The sequence below is a fragment of the Chitinimonas lacunae genome, from assembly GCF_042650885.1.
GTDB lineage: Bacteria > Pseudomonadota > Gammaproteobacteria > Burkholderiales > Chitinimonadaceae > Chitinimonas_A > Chitinimonas_A lacunae.
This window is the reverse complement of sequence record NZ_JBHSBU010000001.1, coordinates 4,280,658-4,296,150: the sequence shown is the minus strand read 5'-3', so window position 1 is coordinate 4,296,150 and position 15,493 is coordinate 4,280,658. Positions and strand designations below refer to the sequence as shown.

The 15,493-nt window shown below is 62.5% G+C and carries 14 protein-coding genes; 7 read left to right on the top strand and 7 right to left on the bottom strand.

From position 1 onward, the window contains the following. Positions 1-177 precede the first annotated feature (177 nt). Together ACFOW7_RS18385 and ccoS are read left to right on the top strand one after the other, a co-directional pair. Positions 178-363 carry a hypothetical protein gene (locus tag ACFOW7_RS18385; protein WP_378167106.1) on the top strand — a complete coding sequence of 62 codons (186 nt, stop codon included), beginning with the start codon at positions 178-180 and terminating at the stop codon, positions 361-363. Positions 364-549: 186 nt separating this feature from the next. Beyond that, positions 550-726: a cbb3-type cytochrome oxidase assembly protein CcoS gene (ccoS, locus tag ACFOW7_RS18380; RefSeq protein WP_378167104.1), complete on the top strand. Its 177-nt coding sequence runs from the start codon at positions 550-552 to the stop codon at positions 724-726. A gap of 166 nt (positions 727-892) precedes the next feature. Here the strand turns inward: ccoS and ACFOW7_RS18375 are convergent, their stop codons facing one another. Then, complete coding sequence (locus ACFOW7_RS18375) at positions 893-1,675, bottom strand: IclR family transcriptional regulator (protein ID WP_378167102.1); 783 nt, start codon at positions 1,673-1,675, stop codon at positions 893-895. An 86-nt stretch (positions 1,676-1,761) separates the two neighbouring features. Next, positions 1,762-3,918 (bottom strand): sensor domain-containing diguanylate cyclase, encoded by a 2,157-nt coding sequence (locus ACFOW7_RS18370; RefSeq protein ID WP_378167099.1) that lies wholly within the window; start codon positions 3,916-3,918, stop codon positions 1,762-1,764. A 217-nt stretch (positions 3,919-4,135) separates the two neighbouring features. Between ACFOW7_RS18370 and ACFOW7_RS18365 the strand changes: the two genes are divergently transcribed. The 3 genes from ACFOW7_RS18365 to ACFOW7_RS18355 all read left to right on the top strand — a co-directional run bounded on the left by ACFOW7_RS18365 (position 4,136) and on the right by ACFOW7_RS18355 (position 8,262). Beyond that, a complete protein-coding gene (locus ACFOW7_RS18365; protein ID WP_378167097.1) occupies positions 4,136-5,314 on the top strand; it encodes an acyl-CoA dehydrogenase in 1,179 nt (392 codons plus the stop codon). 115 nt (positions 5,315-5,429) lie between these two features. Beyond that, positions 5,430-6,593 (top strand): CaiB/BaiF CoA transferase family protein, encoded by a 1,164-nt coding sequence (locus tag ACFOW7_RS18360; RefSeq protein ID WP_378167095.1) that lies wholly within the window; start codon positions 5,430-5,432, stop codon positions 6,591-6,593. A gap of 307 nt (positions 6,594-6,900) precedes the next feature. Then, on the top strand, positions 6,901-8,262 hold the full coding sequence (locus tag ACFOW7_RS18355) for a glutamine synthetase family protein (RefSeq protein ID WP_378167093.1): 1,362 nt from the start codon (positions 6,901-6,903) through the stop codon (positions 8,260-8,262). A gap of 298 nt (positions 8,263-8,560) precedes the next feature. Here ACFOW7_RS18355 and ACFOW7_RS18350 read toward each other — a convergent pair whose 3' ends face one another. From ACFOW7_RS18350 to ACFOW7_RS18330, 5 genes are all read right to left on the bottom strand, one after another. Then, positions 8,561-9,097 (bottom strand): porin family protein, encoded by a 537-nt coding sequence (locus tag ACFOW7_RS18350; protein ID WP_378167091.1) that lies wholly within the window; start codon positions 9,095-9,097, stop codon positions 8,561-8,563. 190 nt (positions 9,098-9,287) lie between these two features. Continuing rightward, positions 9,288-9,842, bottom strand: a complete 555-nt coding sequence (locus ACFOW7_RS18345; protein ID WP_378167089.1) for an outer membrane beta-barrel protein — start codon at positions 9,840-9,842, stop codon at positions 9,288-9,290. A gap of 283 nt (positions 9,843-10,125) precedes the next feature. Next, positions 10,126-10,494, bottom strand: a complete 369-nt coding sequence (locus tag ACFOW7_RS18340) for a DUF4870 domain-containing protein (RefSeq protein WP_378167087.1) — start codon at positions 10,492-10,494, stop codon at positions 10,126-10,128. A 62-nt stretch (positions 10,495-10,556) separates the two neighbouring features. Further along, complete coding sequence (locus ACFOW7_RS18335; RefSeq protein WP_378167085.1) at positions 10,557-11,087, bottom strand: hypothetical protein; 531 nt, start codon at positions 11,085-11,087, stop codon at positions 10,557-10,559. Then, the gene (locus tag ACFOW7_RS18330; RefSeq protein WP_378167083.1) at positions 11,084-12,157 is read right to left on the bottom strand and encodes a M35 family metallo-endopeptidase; all 1,074 of its coding nucleotides are present in this window, start codon (positions 12,155-12,157) and stop codon (positions 11,084-11,086) included. Before ACFOW7_RS18330 ends, ACFOW7_RS18335 begins: the two co-directional genes overlap by 4 nt. A gap of 352 nt (positions 12,158-12,509) precedes the next feature. Here ACFOW7_RS18330 and ACFOW7_RS18325 point away from each other — a divergent pair, with 352 nt between their 5' ends. Together ACFOW7_RS18325 and mmsB are read left to right on the top strand one after the other, a co-directional pair. Next, complete coding sequence (locus tag ACFOW7_RS18325) at positions 12,510-14,012, top strand: CoA-acylating methylmalonate-semialdehyde dehydrogenase (RefSeq protein WP_378167081.1); 1,503 nt, start codon at positions 12,510-12,512, stop codon at positions 14,010-14,012. 100 nt (positions 14,013-14,112) lie between these two features. After that, the gene (mmsB, locus tag ACFOW7_RS18320; RefSeq protein ID WP_378167078.1) at positions 14,113-15,015 is read left to right on the top strand and encodes a 3-hydroxyisobutyrate dehydrogenase; all 903 of its coding nucleotides are present in this window, start codon (positions 14,113-14,115) and stop codon (positions 15,013-15,015) included. The last annotated feature ends 478 nt before the right edge of the window (positions 15,016-15,493 follow it).

Here is a 15,493-nt window from a genome sequence, read left to right as displayed (position 1 = left end):
CCCGGTGCGTTCGGCTCGACCGGGCCAGAGCCACCTTCGCCACCATGACGGCGTCAGTGCAGGCAGGATAAGGGCGCTTGGTGACAGCTGCGTGTCAACTGCATCGATCGGCTCAAGTTCGCACACCTCGGACCGATAGCGGACTTACCCAGGCGCTACCGTTGCAGGAGCCAGACCATGCTGATCCAGTTGCTGACACCCGGTGATCTCCGTCGCGTCGCCGACGTCGACGCCTACTATCGATCCTTGGGCTATCGGCCCATCTGGCGGTGTCGTCGGGGCAGGCACTACCTCGAGCTGTGGCAGGAAACGCCCGACCTCGCCGAACGATCGCCTCTGCCAGCGATCCACGGCCAACGTTGAGGCGTTGATACCAATAGGAAGTCGGCCGTCATGCTGTTGGACGGCCGACCTTCCAAATCAACAAAACATTCAAAATTCTTTAATTACGTTATCTGTGCTAGCACATCATTTGCAGATAATTTTCCAATTCCGATCAGACCGTCGCTGCATTGCGACAGACGCTTGAAGCGCCTAAGCTCGCGCCCCATGGAAAGCCTGTATCTGTTGATTCCCCTGTCGGTGCTGGTCGCGGTCTGCGGTGGCCTGCTGTTCTGGTGGTCCACCCGCTCGGGCCAATTCGATGACCTCGAAGGCCCGGCCCATCGCATTCTGCAAGACGACGACAAGCCAGCGCAGCCCGAGGACGACGACTCGTCCGACTGACCCCTGCCCCACCGGGCATCCGGACCGGCTGCCGTCTCCTGCGCTTGCCACGACAGCCGCCCCCTGCCTCAGCCTGTCCGCGACGCCTCCCGGCAATCCTGCCGTCCTGTCTGGCATACGACGCGCTGGCTGGAGGCGGCAATGAACGATCGAGCGCCGAAGCCACTCAGCGCGAGGCCGACAGCGTCTGCGCCAGCGCAATCAGCTTGGGCGCGATCTCCTCGGCCCACTGCGCCTCGCTCAGCCGGTAAGCCGGACCACTGCAATTGAGCGCCAGCGGCGTCTCGCCCGGTCGGGCGGCCAAGGGGACGGCGACGGCGTAGATATCGGCTTCAAATTCCCCGAACGATCGACAGAAACCTTCCCGCAGCCATTGCTGCCGCGCCAGGGCCAGTCCTTCGCGCAATCTTGGCCAATGGGCGCCGTGTTCAAGTGCCAACTGACGCTCCAGCCGTTCGCGCGCCGCTTCGTCCAGGGCGCTGTAGGCGGCGCGGCCGATTGCCGTGATGGCCAGCGGCACGCTTGAGCCGACGTCGAGCCGGATCCCGACCCGGGTCGGCGCCCGGCAGGCTTCGACATAGACGATACGGGTGCCATGGAGCGCCCCCAGCGTGACGGACAGGCCGGTGGCGTCCGACAGCGCGCGCATCAGCGGCTGGGCGCGGTCACGGATATCGAGATTGGCCAGAGCCGCATAACCCAGCGTCAGCACGGCGGCGCCGAGCTGGTAGCGGCCGCTGTGGACGTCCTGCACCAGATAGCCAAGTTTGCACAGGGTATGGGTCAGCCGCGAAACGGTGGATTTGGGCAGGCGGGTGCGCTGTGCCAGTTCCTGATTGCCCAGCGAGCGCTCGCCGGCCTGGAAGGCCCGCAACACATCGAGCCCACGCGCCAGCGCGGTGACGAACAGACGGTCGGAAGCGGCCTGGTCGGCCAGGGGATCGGTCATGGTGCGGTATCGGTCGGGGCAGGAAGCGGCGATTATCGCGGAAACCCGTCAGCACGACAGCTTCCTGCACACGATGAGCCACGGACTCAAACGCAGCACACCCGGTTACGGCCGCTGCGCTTGGCCTGGTAGAGGCCGCGGTCGGCGCGTTCGAGCAGGCTGTCGAGGCTGTCGATCTCGCTGAGCTGGGCTACGCCGATCGAAATCGTAAAGCCGATTTCATGACCGTCGTCGAGCACCAGCAAGCCCGCCTCGACCGAGGCACGCAGTCGCTCGGCGGCGGCCTGGGCGGCGTTGATGTCGGCGTTGGGCAGCAGGGCGGCGAATTCCTCGCCGCCGAGTCGGCCCACGGCATCGACTTCGCGCAGGGTCTGGCGGCACAGGTCGGCCAAGGTGCGCAAGGCCCGGTCGCCGATATGATGACCGAAGCGGTCATTGATCGATTTGAACCAGTCCACATCGATCATCAACAGCGCCATCCCCTGGCCATAGCGCCGGGCCCGCAGCAGCTCGCGCTCGGCCAGCTGCAGAAAATGGCCGCGATTATGCAGCCCGGTCAGCGCATCGCACTGCGCCTGCCGTTCCAGTTCCAGCTCGAGCGCCCGCCGCTCGCTCACGTCGATCCCGACGGCGATCAGCCGCATTCCCCGCTCGACTGGCAGGCGCTGGATCGAGATCTGACAAGGCAGTCCACCATTGGGACCTGCCAGATCAGCTTCGACCGAGGCGTGCCCCGCAACGAAAGCACGCAGGAATTCGCCAGCCAGCACTTCGCGTGCCCCGAGCGCAAAACATTCAACGGCCGGCAGGCGGCGCAGCATGGCGTTGTCGAGTCCGGTCACCCGTTCGAGCTGGGCATTCCAGAACAGCAAGCGGCCGTCTTCGCCGACCAGCAGGAAGATGCCCGGCAGCGCATCGATCAGATAATGCGAGAAATCGCGCTCGCGGCGGGCTTCCTGTTCGGCCAGTCGGCGCTCCAGCACTTCGTTTTCCAACGCCTGGGTGCGCTCGGCCACCGTGCGCTCGAGGTCGGTGTTGAGCTCACGCAGCTCGGCCATGCTGCGGCTCAAGCGCTCGGCCATGATATTGAAGTTGTCGCCAAGCTGAGCCAGCTCGACCGGATTGCCGATCTGTACCCGGCGGTCGAGTTCGCCATCGGCCATTCTGGCAGCGCTCTGCACCAGCCGATCAACGCGCCGGCCCAGCCAGGCCGCGACCGCCACCCCGACCAGCATCGACAGCAACACCGCCCCGGCACTGAACCACAGGGTACGTTCGCGCTCGCTGTGGATCGGCCCATACAGCGCCTGCTCCGGCAAGGTGACCCCGACCACCCAGCGCAGCCCCCAGCGATCGGTGAATGGCGACAGCAACAGCTGATAGCGCCGGCCGCGCCAGTCGAACTGACGATGGATCCGCTCACCCGCGGCCAGCTGCGTTCGCACCGACTCGCCTTGCAGCAAGGCGCTGCGCAGGACCGAATCATTCAGATCGGCCGGTGAGGCCCGCGACGGGCCGCTTGGCCGCTCGATCACCACTTCGGCGTCGGACGAGGTGGCGATCAGTTGACCGTCGGGCTCGACGATAAAGGTCACGGCGCCTTCGACCGGGTTGAGCAGACGGAGGAATTCGGTGATCTGTTGCAGATTGAAGGCGGCCGCCACCACGGTGCCCCGGCGGCCATGACGGTCGGGGAGTGGCTTGCCCAGCGACAGATAGAGGGTGCGATGGAGGGAAAAGACATAAACCCCGCTCCAGGCCGTGCGCCCGGCCTTGCTCACCTGGCGATACCACGGCCGCGCGCGCGGGTCGTAATCGGGCTGGCGCATCGCCACGGCCTGGGCACGACCGTCGCGATCGGCCAGATAGGTGGTAAAGGCATAATCGGTGATCGCCCCGCTGCGGGTCAGGTAACGAATGCCGTCAGGCCGCCGCTCCACCCCGACGAACTCGCGCTCGGCCGTGGCCATGAACACCGCCGACAAGCCGCCACTACCGGAAATCTGATACCAGAACTGCCGCTGCAAGTCGTCGGGATGCTCGATATCGAGCACCGTGGTGCTGGCCTGCTCGACCGCCCTTTCGGCCTGGGCCAGATGCTGACGGATATGGTCGGCGATCCGGGCCTCGGCGCTGTCTTGCAGACGACGTCCCAGCTCGGCCACGGCCGCCTCGCCGCTGCGCCACGATAAGGTAAAGGACAGGGCCACACCCGCCAGCGTCGTACCTACCAGCAAAGCCACCAGAATCGTCCGTAACCGCAACCCCACCGCTTGCCTCCGTGGCCCGTCCCAGGTCATCCGTAGTTTGGTTGTAGCCGCTGGCCACGCCGTCGCCCGCGCCAAACCGACCAGCGGCGAGCCGGGCACGCTTTACTTCGCCAGGGCGGACAGTTATGCTATTTCGCATCGTGAAATACGGTTCCGCATTGCGGAACGAGCTTGATCAGGAGACAACGACATGGCACGCCCTAGCTTCCAGTGGGACGACGCGCTGCTGCTCAACGAGCAGCTCAACGACGACGAACGGATGATCCGCGACGCAGCCCACGCCTATTGCCAGGAGCGGCTGATGCCGCGGGTGCTCGAAGCCAACCGCCATGAGCGTTTCGACCGCGAAATCCTCAATGAGATGGGCGAACTGGGCTTTCTGGGCTCGACCCTGCAAGGTTATGGCTGCGCTGGTGTCAGCCATGTCGCCTACGGCCTGATCGCCCGCGAAGTCGAGCGGGTCGATTCGGGCTATCGTTCGGCCATGAGCGTGCAAAGCTCGCTGGTGATGTACCCGATCTGGGCCTACGGCAGCGAAGAACAGAAGCAGAAATACCTGCCCAAGCTCGCCAGCGGCGAATGGGTCGGCTGCTTTGGCCTGACCGAACCCAACCACGGCTCCGACCCGGGCGGCATGCTGACCCGCGCCAAGAAGGTCGACGGCGGCTATCTGCTGACCGGCGCCAAGATGTGGATCACCAACTCGCCCATCGCCGATGTGTTTGTGGTGTGGGCCAAGGACGATGCCGGCGAAATCCGCGGCTTTGTCCTCGAAAAGGGCATGAAGGGCCTGTCGGCCCCCAAGATCGAAGGCAAATTCAGCCTGCGTGCCTCGATCACTGGCGAAATCGTGATGGATGAGGTGCTGGTGCCCGAAGCCAATCTGCTGCCCAATGTACGCGGCCTCAAAGGTCCGTTCGGCTGCCTCAACAAGGCCCGTTACGGCATCGCCTGGGGCGCGATGGGCGCGGCCGAGTTCTGCTGGCACGCGGCTCGGCAGTACACGCTCGACCGCCAACAGTTCGGCCGGCCGCTGGCCGCCAACCAGCTGATCCAGCTCAAGCTCGCCAATATGCAGACCGAGATCACCCTGGGCCTGCAAGCCGCCCTGCGGGTCGGTCGCCTGCTCGACGAAGAGCGCGGCGCGCCGGAAATGATCTCGCTGATCAAGCGCAACAACTGCGGCAAGGCGCTCGACATTGCGCGGATCGCCCGCGATATGCACGGCGGCAACGGCATCAGCGACGAGTTCCATGTGATCCGCCATGTGATGAATCTCGAAGCGGTCAATACCTACGAAGGCACCCACGATGTGCACGCGCTGATTCTGGGCCGCGCCCAGACCGGTATCGCGGCCTTCTCCGCCTGAGTGACGCGCCGGCTGGTCCGGCGCACGGTTTTGCGTTCCGCCCACCCGGCGGAGCGCCTCGACGGGCGCCGGACCCATCCGGTCCGGCCGCCCGTTTCGCTTGCGAGTCTTTGCCATGTCCGCCCTGTCCCATCTGCGCATCCTCGACCTGTCCCGCGTGCTGGCCGGACCCTGGGCCACCCAGCAACTCGCCGATCTCGGCGCTGAAGTCATCAAGATCGAAAAACCCGACGGCGGCGACGATACCCGTGGCTGGGGCCCGCCTTTCCTGAGCGACCGCGACGGCCAGCCGACGCGCGAATCGGCCTATTACCTCTGCACCAATCGTGGCAAGAAATCGGTCGCCATCGATATGGCCAGCCCCGAAGGCCAGGCGCAGCTGCGCGAGCTGGTGCGCGACTGCGATGTGGTGGTGGAGAACTTCAAGGTCGGCGGCCTCAAGAAATACGGCCTCGACTACCCCAGCCTCAAGGCGATCAAGCCCGATCTGGTCTACTGCTCGATCACCGGTTTCGGCCAGAACGGCCCACGCCGCGATCAGGCTGGCTACGACTTCATGATCCAGGGCCTGGGCGGCTTGATGAGCATCACCGGCCAGCCCGGCGGCGAGCCGATGAAGGTCGGGGTCGCGGTGACCGATCTGTTTACCGGCATGTACGCCACCGTGGCCATTCTGGCGGCCCTGGCCCATCGCGACCGCAGCGGGGTCGGCCAGCATATCGATCTGGCCCTGTTCGACTGCCAGCTGGCCATGTTGGCCAATGTGGCCTCGAACCATCTGGTGGGCGGCGTCGAGCCACCGCGCTATGGCAACGCCCACGCCAATATCGTGCCCTATCAGGCTTTCGCCGCCAGCGATGGCCATGTGATCGTCGCGGTCGGCAACGACAGCCAGTTCGCCCGTTTTGCCGAACTGTGCGGCCATGCCGAATGGGCAGAGGACCCACGTTTTGCCACCAACCGCGCCCGGGTCGTCCACCGTGCCGAGCTGATTCCGCAGATCGAAACCGCCCTGCTCAAGCAACCGCGCCGCCACTGGATCGAGGCGATGGAAGCCTCGGGCATTCCCGGCGGCCCGATCAACACCATCCCTGAAGCGCTGGCCGAAGCCCAGGCCGTGGCGCGCCAGATGGTGGTCGAGGTGCCGCACCCGGCCGGCTCGGTCAAACTGGTGGCCAATCCGATCAAGCTGTCGGCTACCCCGATCGAATACCGCAACGCCCCGCCGCTGCTTGGTCAGCACAGCGAGGAGATTTTGCGGCGCAGCGATAGACGCTGAGCAAAAATCAATATTTAAGACAAAGCCATGCTAGATACATGGCTTTATTAATATAGAAAACATCAAAAACGGACCAATCTTTGGTTACACCCGAACCAAGCGTCCCAGCCCGTCCCCGCAGGGTGCCTCAGGCCGCAGGCCGTCACGCACTGCACTGAGAACGCACCCTACAGGTTGGTGGGTTTGGCGGCTGGTGTGGACCATCGAGGCGACGCGCCGCCCGAGCGGTGCGCGGAGACGAGACAAGTATTTCCCAGCGACCGGACCCGCACGGCGGCCGGCGCCAGACTCAAAGCAAGGAAGCACCATGAGCGCCCACGATAAGCATCCTCCCCCGCAACTGGCCGAGTTCCTGCAACAGCACGGCGTGCGCGAGGTCGAATGCCTGATTCCTGATCTCAACGCCTATCCCCGCGGCAAGGCCCTGCCCGCCGCCGCCTTTGCCGCCGGCCAGGAACTGCGCATGGCGCGGGCCGTGGCCATCCATACCGTGACCGGGGAATTCCCCGATTACCGCTTCTATGGCGAGCGCGACCCCGATATGCGGCTGGTGCCCGATTACGAGACGCTGAAACTGGTGCCCTGGGCCACCGAGCCACGCGCGCTCGTCATCAACGATTGTGTCGATCTAGATGGCAAGCCCACGGCGATTTCCAGCCGAAACATCCTGAAAAGCGTCCTCGCCCGTTATACCGAGCGCGGCTGGAGTCCGGTGGTTGCCCCCGAACTCGAGTTCTACCTGCTGGCGCAAAACCCCGACCCCAACCAGCCGCTGACCCCGCCGATCGGCCGCTCGGGCCGGCCGGAATACGGTCAGGCCGGTTTCAGTTTCGGTGCGCTCAATGAATTCCACGGTTTCTTCGACGATGTGCACCGGGCGCTGGCCCAGTTGGGCATTCCGGGTGACACCTTTGTCCATGAACTGGGGCCGAGCCAGTTCGAGATCAATCTGGTCCATGGCGATGCGCTCAAGCTCGCCGATCTGACCTTCCTATTTAAATACACCCTGCGTGAAATCGGTTTCCGCCATGGCCTCTACGTCGTGTTCATGGCCAAGCCGATGGGCGGCAAGCCGGGCAGCTCGATGCATCTGCACCAGAGCGTGGTTGACCGTGCCGGCGCCAATGTCTTCAGCGAAGCCGACGGCAGCCCCAGTGCCGCCTTCCGCCATTTCATCGGCGGTCTGCAACACTGCCTGCCCGAACTGATGCCGCTGCTGTGCCCGCATATCAATTCCTACCGCCGCTTTGCCAAGCATATGGCGGCGCCGGTCAATCTGAGCTGGGGCTACGACAACCGCTCGGTCGGCCTGCGCATTCCGCTATCGGGGCCGGCAGCACGGCGGGTCGAGAACCGCATCCCGGGCTGCGACGCCAACCCGTATCTGGCGCTGGCCGCGAGCCTGGCCGCCGGTCTGCATGGGATCGAGAACGCCATCGAGCCCGGTGAAGAGGCTCACGACAATGTGTTCTATCAGGACAATGTCTGCTCCACCCTGCCCTGCTCGCTCGAAGTGGCGCTCGATGCCATGGCCCACGGCAAGCTGGCGCGGCAGCTGTTCGGCGACGAGTTCGTCGCGGCCTTTGTGGCGGCCAAGCAGGTCGAGCTCGACAGCTTCCAGCTCGAAGTCACGCCGTGGGAGCGACGTTTCCTGGCGACTCAGGCTTGAGGCAAGGAAGCGGCTAGGAGTGGACAGAGAGGAAACCGATAAGAAGCTGAAGGATATTTGGTTTATTTATTGATATTGTCCGCCCAGTTTCTAGCAGATATTTTGCACAGAAATTGAATATTCCTCTCTCCCGCACAACAAGCGTGCAAAGACAAACGGCCCCTGATGGGGCCGTTTGTCTTGGGGGGTACGGCGATGCGGACATCGCCGTCTCCACACCGATGCCGAGGGTGGCAGGCAGACTTCCTGGGGGTGGCAGAAATCCCCGGGCCGCCCTCAGGCATTGGCGGGAAACCGGTCAGAAGCGGTAATCGAGACCCAGCGCAAAGACATTGGCTTCGGCCTTGTCGTGGCGGGTGTACTCGGCACGCATGCCAAGCTGGCGGTTGAAAGCGAAGCGGGCACCCAGGCCGACCACGGCCTCGGTTTTATGCTTGCTCGCGTCGGCACTGAAACCCAGGTATTCGGCCCGGGCCTTGACGCGGGTGCGGCCCACGCCCAGACGGCCGTACAGGCTGACCGTATCGGAAGCCGGGAAGCCGGCGAGCAGCGCGACACCGGCGTGATGGGCACGCAGTCGGGTCGAGACGTCATAGGGGCCGACATCGACATTGACGGTCTTGTCGGCCATATCGCGGTACAGCACTTCGGCGGAGAAGGTTTCGTTGAAGGTATAGCCGGCAAAGGCCGACCAACCGTTGTCGCGGGCTTTGAAACCGTCTTCCGATACACGGGTCTGGGCGATATCGCCACCCAGATAGAAACCCGGCTCGGCAGCATAGACGGACACACTGCCCAAGGCAGTCAGGGCGACGATCAGGCTGAGATTTTTCATATTCCTGCACTCCGTAGACTGGTTGCCCCTAGCGGGGAGGACGGATCATCTTAGCCAGCAAGAAAATAATGTGCAATCTAAAATATAGAAATTGAATTCTTTACAAAATATTTGTAAAAAATATGTCTTCAATTGTGACAAGTACAGTCAGCATTGCGGCCGGCGGCGCAGGCACCGCCGGCCGTGCCGCTTAGAAGCGATATTCCAGACCGGCCGACAGATTGTTCAGCCGGCTCTTGGCGTAGTGACTGTAATCGGTGCGCACCGCCAGTTGCTTATCGATGGCAAAACGGGCGCCAACACCGTAGAAACCTTCGACCCGATCGTGCTTGGCCCGCTGATCGACCAGCTCCGGCACGCGGACACGCAGCTTGCTCACGGTATGGCTCAGACCCAGATGGCCGGTCAGCGCCACCTGATCGTTGATCGGCAGCGAACCGCGCACGGCGGTGCTCAGGGAATAGCTCTTCACCGAGCCGGTCATCTGTTGATACTTGAAGCTGCCTTCGCCGAAATTGCGATAGCCCGCTTCGACCGCCACATAGGGATTGAAGCTATAGCCGCCGAACATCGACCAGCTCAGATCACGCTTGTCGATGGTCGAACCGGGCGGGATGGCCAGCTTCAGCTTGTCCATCTCGTATTGGCTGGCGCCGAGGTCGGCGCCGACATAGAAATCGCCCGCCAGGGCCGGCGTGGACAACGCGGCGGCAAGCGCCACAACAGGGAAGAGTCGTTTCATCATTTGCTTGGGTCTTGGTTGTTTTTTGGGCATCCGATCGGCCGGTTTCGGCTGATCGAAGTGGCCGCATGCTAGTCAGCCCAAGCTGAATGAAAACTTAATGAAAGCTGGCGCCGCGCTCTATTTCGGCAGCCGCCGCAGGCGGCGGTTCGAGGCCAGTCATCAGGAGAAAGTTCCGGCAAGCTCCGTTCCCGAGGCCGGGAGTATCGAAAATACCGCTACGACCGTAGCAAAAAACAATACCCCGCCGTTCTCAGAGAACGGACGGGGTAATGGTTGACCGACCTTACTTGATCAGTCGCAGATTGAACGGCAGATAGTAGCGAACACCTTTGCTGGTATTGACCGCTGCCATCACGCAGAACACCACATGCAGAATGCCCGCCAGCAGAAATACGAAACCGCCCAGTCCCAGTGTCACCACGGTAAAGACCAGACAGGCCGCCTCGATCAGTAAAAAGGTGATCGACCAGTTCAGGGCTTCACGCGAATGGTGCAGCAGGAAGTCGTCGTCCTTTTTGGTCAGGAACAGCACCAGGGCAGGCACGAAGACAAACAGCGGCGCCAGACTCAACAGGGCAGTGCCCACCCACAGCAATACCGCATAGGTCTGCGAATCGTTCTGCTGCTTGAATTCAGAAATATGATCGTTCACGGCAAACTCCGGACGAAAAGGGAATCCCAGTTTATCGAAGCCACCCGCGCACTCCAAGCTCATCAACGTAAGCTGAATTCCACCGCCGGGCAGTGCAATTCCACCGCCCGCATTGCGCCGTTGGCGCGGGGCACCGTCTCACCGGCACCGGCCACATCGTGCAGGTGGCCGGTCCATTCGAGCCGGTAGCGGCCGGGTTTGCTGAGGTCATAGGCAAGTTTCAGATCGACCCGGCCATCCAGACTGGACCGAGGCCGCAGCAGACGATACTCCTCGGCGGTCGGCGCGCCGCGTTTCAGCATCGGTCCGTCGAACTCGACTTCGACCCCTTCCCGGCTCACGCGCAGATAGCGATTGAGCAGCCCTTCGAGCGGGGTATTCCACACCAGTACCCGCCAGCGCTGCTGGCCGGGATTGTGCAGCCGCCAGTGCAGCTCGACCGGCTGGCCAGCCTGGCTGGCCTTGACCTCAAGCCGACAATCGAAGCGTGGGGCCGGGGCGGCATGGCAGACACTCACGCCCGCCAGGAAAAAACCGGCCGCACAGAGCGGCCGGACCAGTTGAGATAAGCGATAGGATTTAGCAGCGGTCATGGCAGTGAGGGAGTGTTCTCCGCAAAGTATTCATGGTTGTCGGCATTGTTGAGCGCCTTGGTCGGGCTGCTGATGGCCAATTGCTTGGCAGCCGATTGACCATAGGCATGATCGTCGGTATCCGCCACCACGGTGAAATGCGACAGCTCGTGGATGATGGTGCCGCCTCGGGAATCGGTCCCGGTGTTAGGCGCCGACCAGAAGGCCTTGCACAGATAAATCTTGTAAGGCTGATTGGGATAGACATACGCATAGGCGCTCGACGTGCAACCGCAATTGAATACCAGCGGTTTGTAGTTGACTGCTTCCTGGATCTTCTTGAAATGCTCGCGTGCCACATTCCAGTTGGTCAGCGAATATTTGCCGAACCAGGTGACATAGCGTGTGGTCGGTCCAGGGGTAGTCATGCTGAGGTAGCGGTAGGAAACGCCAGCCATGGTGGCCGAGGCATTGACCGCCGACAGGATCGCATTTTGCTGGGTCGTGGTGCACTGCTCGAAGCTCACACTGGGCGCCATGATATTGGCCAGCCACGCACTCAGACGGCGGGCATCCTGGGCGCGGATGAGTGAGGGCGTCATCCTGCCTTCGATCCAGGCCGAGAGTACCTTGGATTCGGTCCTGGACTCGGCCTCGGCGCTGCTCGCCACAGTAGACAGGCTGAGCATCCGGCGGTTGCTCACTCGATAACGAATGCTGTACTGACCGCTCTCCGACAGGTCGTACAGCTCAGTCAGATCGACCGTGCGCGACAAGGACGCTCCCGGCGCCAGCGAGACCAGATCGTTCAAGCTCAGGGGCGCACGCTTGAATTCAGGGCCGAGATACTCAACCGGCTGGCCATCACGCAGTACCTCGAACAGGTCCTCTTCCACCACTCCATCCGGCACGAACCAGCGCGGCAGCACCAGTGGCCGCTCACCGGTGTTGGTCAGGGTCAAGGTGACCCGTACCCCGTCGGTGCGACCGTAGTAGGGGGAGCTTGTCACTTCGGCCTTCAGCGTCTCGGCAAAAGCCGGCGCAACAGCGAAGGCGGAAATGGCAACGGCGATCAAATGCTTTGCAAACATGGGTTTCTCCTCAGGATATCTACTTGGAATAAACGTCCCACCAAGGGCGGTGCGACGCCTTCCATTGCTAGTCCTCTGAGGGAACAGGCTCAACGGGAAACCCAGCGTGAAAATTGCACTGTTGAGCAATCGAGACAGAAGTACCGGTTTTTTGCTTTTTCAGCATTTAAGTACCAATTTCCGTCAAATTTGTCCCGAAATGACCGTCCGACCAGGCCATACCCCAACACACGGACAATGTGGCACGATTACGCATTGACGTTCACGTCAACCGACGCGGCCGTCTGACGCGGCCGACCCCTGCCGCACCCCGCCGTCCACCAGACGGCAGCCCTATGGAGAGAGACAGACAATGACAATGATCCCGACCGTTAAGTTGCTGATTGACGGTGAATTCGTCGAATCGACCACCAGTGAATGGCGCGATGTGATCGACCCGGCCACCCAGACCGTTCTGGCCCGGGTACCGATGTGCAGCGCCGAGGAAGTCGGCCGCGCCGTGGCCGCCGCCCGTGCCGCTTTCCCGGCCTGGCGCAATACCGCGATCAGTGAACGTGCCCGCGTGTTTCTGCGCCTACAGGCGCTGATCCGCGAGCATATGGAAGACCTGGCCAGTACCCTGACGCGCGAACAGGGCAAGACCCTGGCCGATGCACGGGGCGATGTGTTCCGGGGCCTGGAAGTGGTCGAACACGCCGCAGCGGTCGGTACGCTGCAAATGGGCGAGTTCGCCGAGAACGTGGCGGGTGGGGTCGATACCTATGCAATCCGTCAACCACTTGGCGTATGCGCTGGTATTACTCCCTTCAATTTTCCGGCCATGATCCCGTTATGGATGTTCCCCATGGCCTGCGTGCTCGGCAATACATTTGTCCTAAAACCATCCGAACAAGACCCGCTGACCCCGATGAAACTGGCCGAACTGGCGCAACGCGCCGGCCTGCCGCCCGGGGTGCTCAATGTGGTGCACGGCGGACCGGAGGCGGTCAACGCCATCTGTGACCATCCCGATATCAAGGCCATCTCGTTTGTCGGCTCGGTCCATGTCGGCACCCATGTCTGGCAGCGCGGCACCCAGAACGGCAAGCGGGTCCAGGCGATGCTGGGTGCCAAGAACCACGCCGTCTTCCTGCCCGATGCCCAACGTGAACAATCGCTCAACGCCCTGGTCGGCGCGGCCTTTGGCGCAGCCGGCCAGCGCTGCATGGCACTGACGGTGGCGGTGCTGGTGGGTCAGGCCCGCGAATGGGTGCCCGAGATCGTTGCCCGCGCCAAGACGCTGCGCGTCAACGCTGGCCATGAGGCCGAAGCCGATATCGGCCCGCTGATCACCCCGCATGCCAAGCAGCGGGTACAGCAACTGATCGAGCGCGGGGTGGCCGAAGGTGCCCGGCTCGAACTCGACGGCCGCAATTACCAGGTGCCCGGCTACGAGCGCGGCAATTTCGTCGGCCCGACCATCTTCTCGGGCGTCAAACCGGAAATGAACATCTACCGCGAGGAAATCTTCGGACCGGTGCTATGTCTGGTCGAAGTCGATACGCTCGATCAGGCGATTGCTTTTATCAACGCCAATCCCTACGGCAATGGCACGGCCATCTTCACCCAGTCGGGCGCGGCCGCCCGCAAGTTCCAGAATGAGGTCGATGTCGGTCAGGTCGGCATCAATGTGCCGATTCCGGTGCCGGTACCGTTCTTCAGCTTCACCGGTTCGCGTGGTTCGCGCCTGGGCGATCTTGGTCCCTACGGCAAGGAAGTGGTGCGCTTCTACACCCATACCAAGACCGTCACGGCCCGCTGGTTCGACGACGCCGTGACCAGCGGTCAAGTCAACACCACAATCAGTCTGCGCTAAGCTGGATCACGGGTCGGCGCCCCACGCCGGCCCCTGCGGCCGCCGGTCAGCGTGCTGACCGGCGGTCGGAACCGACAACAACAATCTGGAGTAGACAAGCATGTCCCAAGCACCACGCATCGCCTTTATCGGCCTTGGCCATATGGGCGGCCCGATGGCCGCCAATTTGCTGCGGGCCGGTTATGCCCTGACGGTATTCGATCTGGTCAGCAGCGCAGTCGAGGCAGCCGTCACCCTGGGTGCCAAAGCGGCCGACAGTGCAGCGGCCGCGGTCATCGACGCTCAGGTGGTCATCAGCATGTTGCCCGCCAGTGCCCATGTCGAATCGCTCTATCTCGAAGAAACCGCCCTGCTCGAGCGCATTGCGCCGGGCAGTCTGGTGATCGATTGCTCCACCATCTCGCCCGACAGCGCCCGCCGCGTGGCCCGTGCCGCCCGGGCACGCGATATCGCGATGATCGACGCCCCGGTATCGGGCGGCACCGCAGGCGCCGCAGCCGGCACGCTGACCTTTATCGTGGGCGGCAGTACCGAGCATCTGGAACGGGCGCGGCCACTGCTGGAAAAGATGGGCAAGAACATCTTCCACGCCGGCGACAGCGGTGCGGGGCAGGTCGCCAAGATCTGCAATAACATGCTGCTGGCCATCCATATGATCGGCACGGCCGAGGCACTGAGCCTGGGCGCCGCTCATGGACTCGACCCCAAGGTCCTGTCGGAAATCATGGCCAAAAGCTCGGGCCGCAACTGGAGCCTTGAGGTCTATAACCCCTGGCCTGGCGTGATGGAAAATGTGCCAGCGGGCCGCAACTATGATGGCGGCTTCGGGGTCGATCTGATGCTGAAAGACCTGGGTCTGGCGATGGAAGCCTCGCTGGAAACCCGCGCCAGCACCCCGATGGGCAGCGTGGCCCGCAACCTCTACGCTCTCCATAGCCGGCAAGGCGCGGGGCGGCTCGATTTTTCCAGTATCTTGCGGTTGATCGAAGGTCGGGCGCTGTGACCTCCTAGCCCTAAGCAAGAAAGCCAGCCCCAGGCTGGCTTTTTTGTTTTTTGTATGTAACCTCCGATGGTTCTAGCAGACATTTTTCCTGAATTTTTAATGTATCCACCGCCCTCGACTGCTGTTTATCCCATCAACAATCTGTCCCCCCAAAAAACCTCCGATCGAATTAACCAAGCCAGAGGAAATACGACGATTGCCAGACAAAGATAGGCGCAGTTCCAGTCAATTCGGCGTCAGGATGTCCGGCACTCAACCAGACTTGCTGCGAATCCGATTCGAGTGGAAATGCGCTAACAACCCGAGCAGTTGAAGACAGATACGAGCAAGAAGAAATAGATGTCAACGCCACAAAAAACGAAACCCCTTTGCACAACAAGGGGTTTGATTTTTGGGGGAAGAAAAATAACGCTCACGCCACCGCAAGCAGATATTGGCTATTTACTTTCCCCAGGGAGAGAGGGAGCACTCCACTGAG

Bases quoted from the DNA above. Each gene is read 5' to 3' on its own strand.
- ACFOW7_RS18385 (WP_378167106.1), top strand. From the start codon at position 178: ATGCTGATCCAGTTGCTGACACCCGGTGATCTCCGTCGCGTCGCCGAC.
- ccoS (WP_378167104.1), top strand. From the start codon at position 550: ATGGAAAGCCTGTATCTGTTGATTCCCCTGTCGGTGCTGGTCGCGGTC.
- ACFOW7_RS18375 (WP_378167102.1), bottom strand. From the start codon at position 1,675: ATGACCGATCCCCTGGCCGACCAGGCCGCTTCCGACCGTCTGTTCGTC.
- ACFOW7_RS18365 (WP_378167097.1), top strand. From the start codon at position 4,136: ATGGCACGCCCTAGCTTCCAGTGGGACGACGCGCTGCTGCTCAACGAG.
- ACFOW7_RS18360 (WP_378167095.1), top strand. From the start codon at position 5,430: ATGTCCGCCCTGTCCCATCTGCGCATCCTCGACCTGTCCCGCGTGCTG.
- ACFOW7_RS18355 (WP_378167093.1), top strand. From the start codon at position 6,901: ATGAGCGCCCACGATAAGCATCCTCCCCCGCAACTGGCCGAGTTCCTG.
- ACFOW7_RS18350 (WP_378167091.1), bottom strand. From the start codon at position 9,097: ATGAAAAATCTCAGCCTGATCGTCGCCCTGACTGCCTTGGGCAGTGTG.
- ACFOW7_RS18345 (WP_378167089.1), bottom strand. From the start codon at position 9,842: ATGATGAAACGACTCTTCCCTGTTGTGGCGCTTGCCGCCGCGTTGTCC.
- ACFOW7_RS18335 (WP_378167085.1), bottom strand. From the start codon at position 11,087: ATGACCGCTGCTAAATCCTATCGCTTATCTCAACTGGTCCGGCCGCTC.
- ACFOW7_RS18330 (WP_378167083.1), bottom strand. From the start codon at position 12,157: ATGTTTGCAAAGCATTTGATCGCCGTTGCCATTTCCGCCTTCGCTGTT.
- ACFOW7_RS18325 (WP_378167081.1), top strand. From the start codon at position 12,510: ATGACAATGATCCCGACCGTTAAGTTGCTGATTGACGGTGAATTCGTC.
- mmsB (WP_378167078.1), top strand. From the start codon at position 14,113: ATGTCCCAAGCACCACGCATCGCCTTTATCGGCCTTGGCCATATGGGC.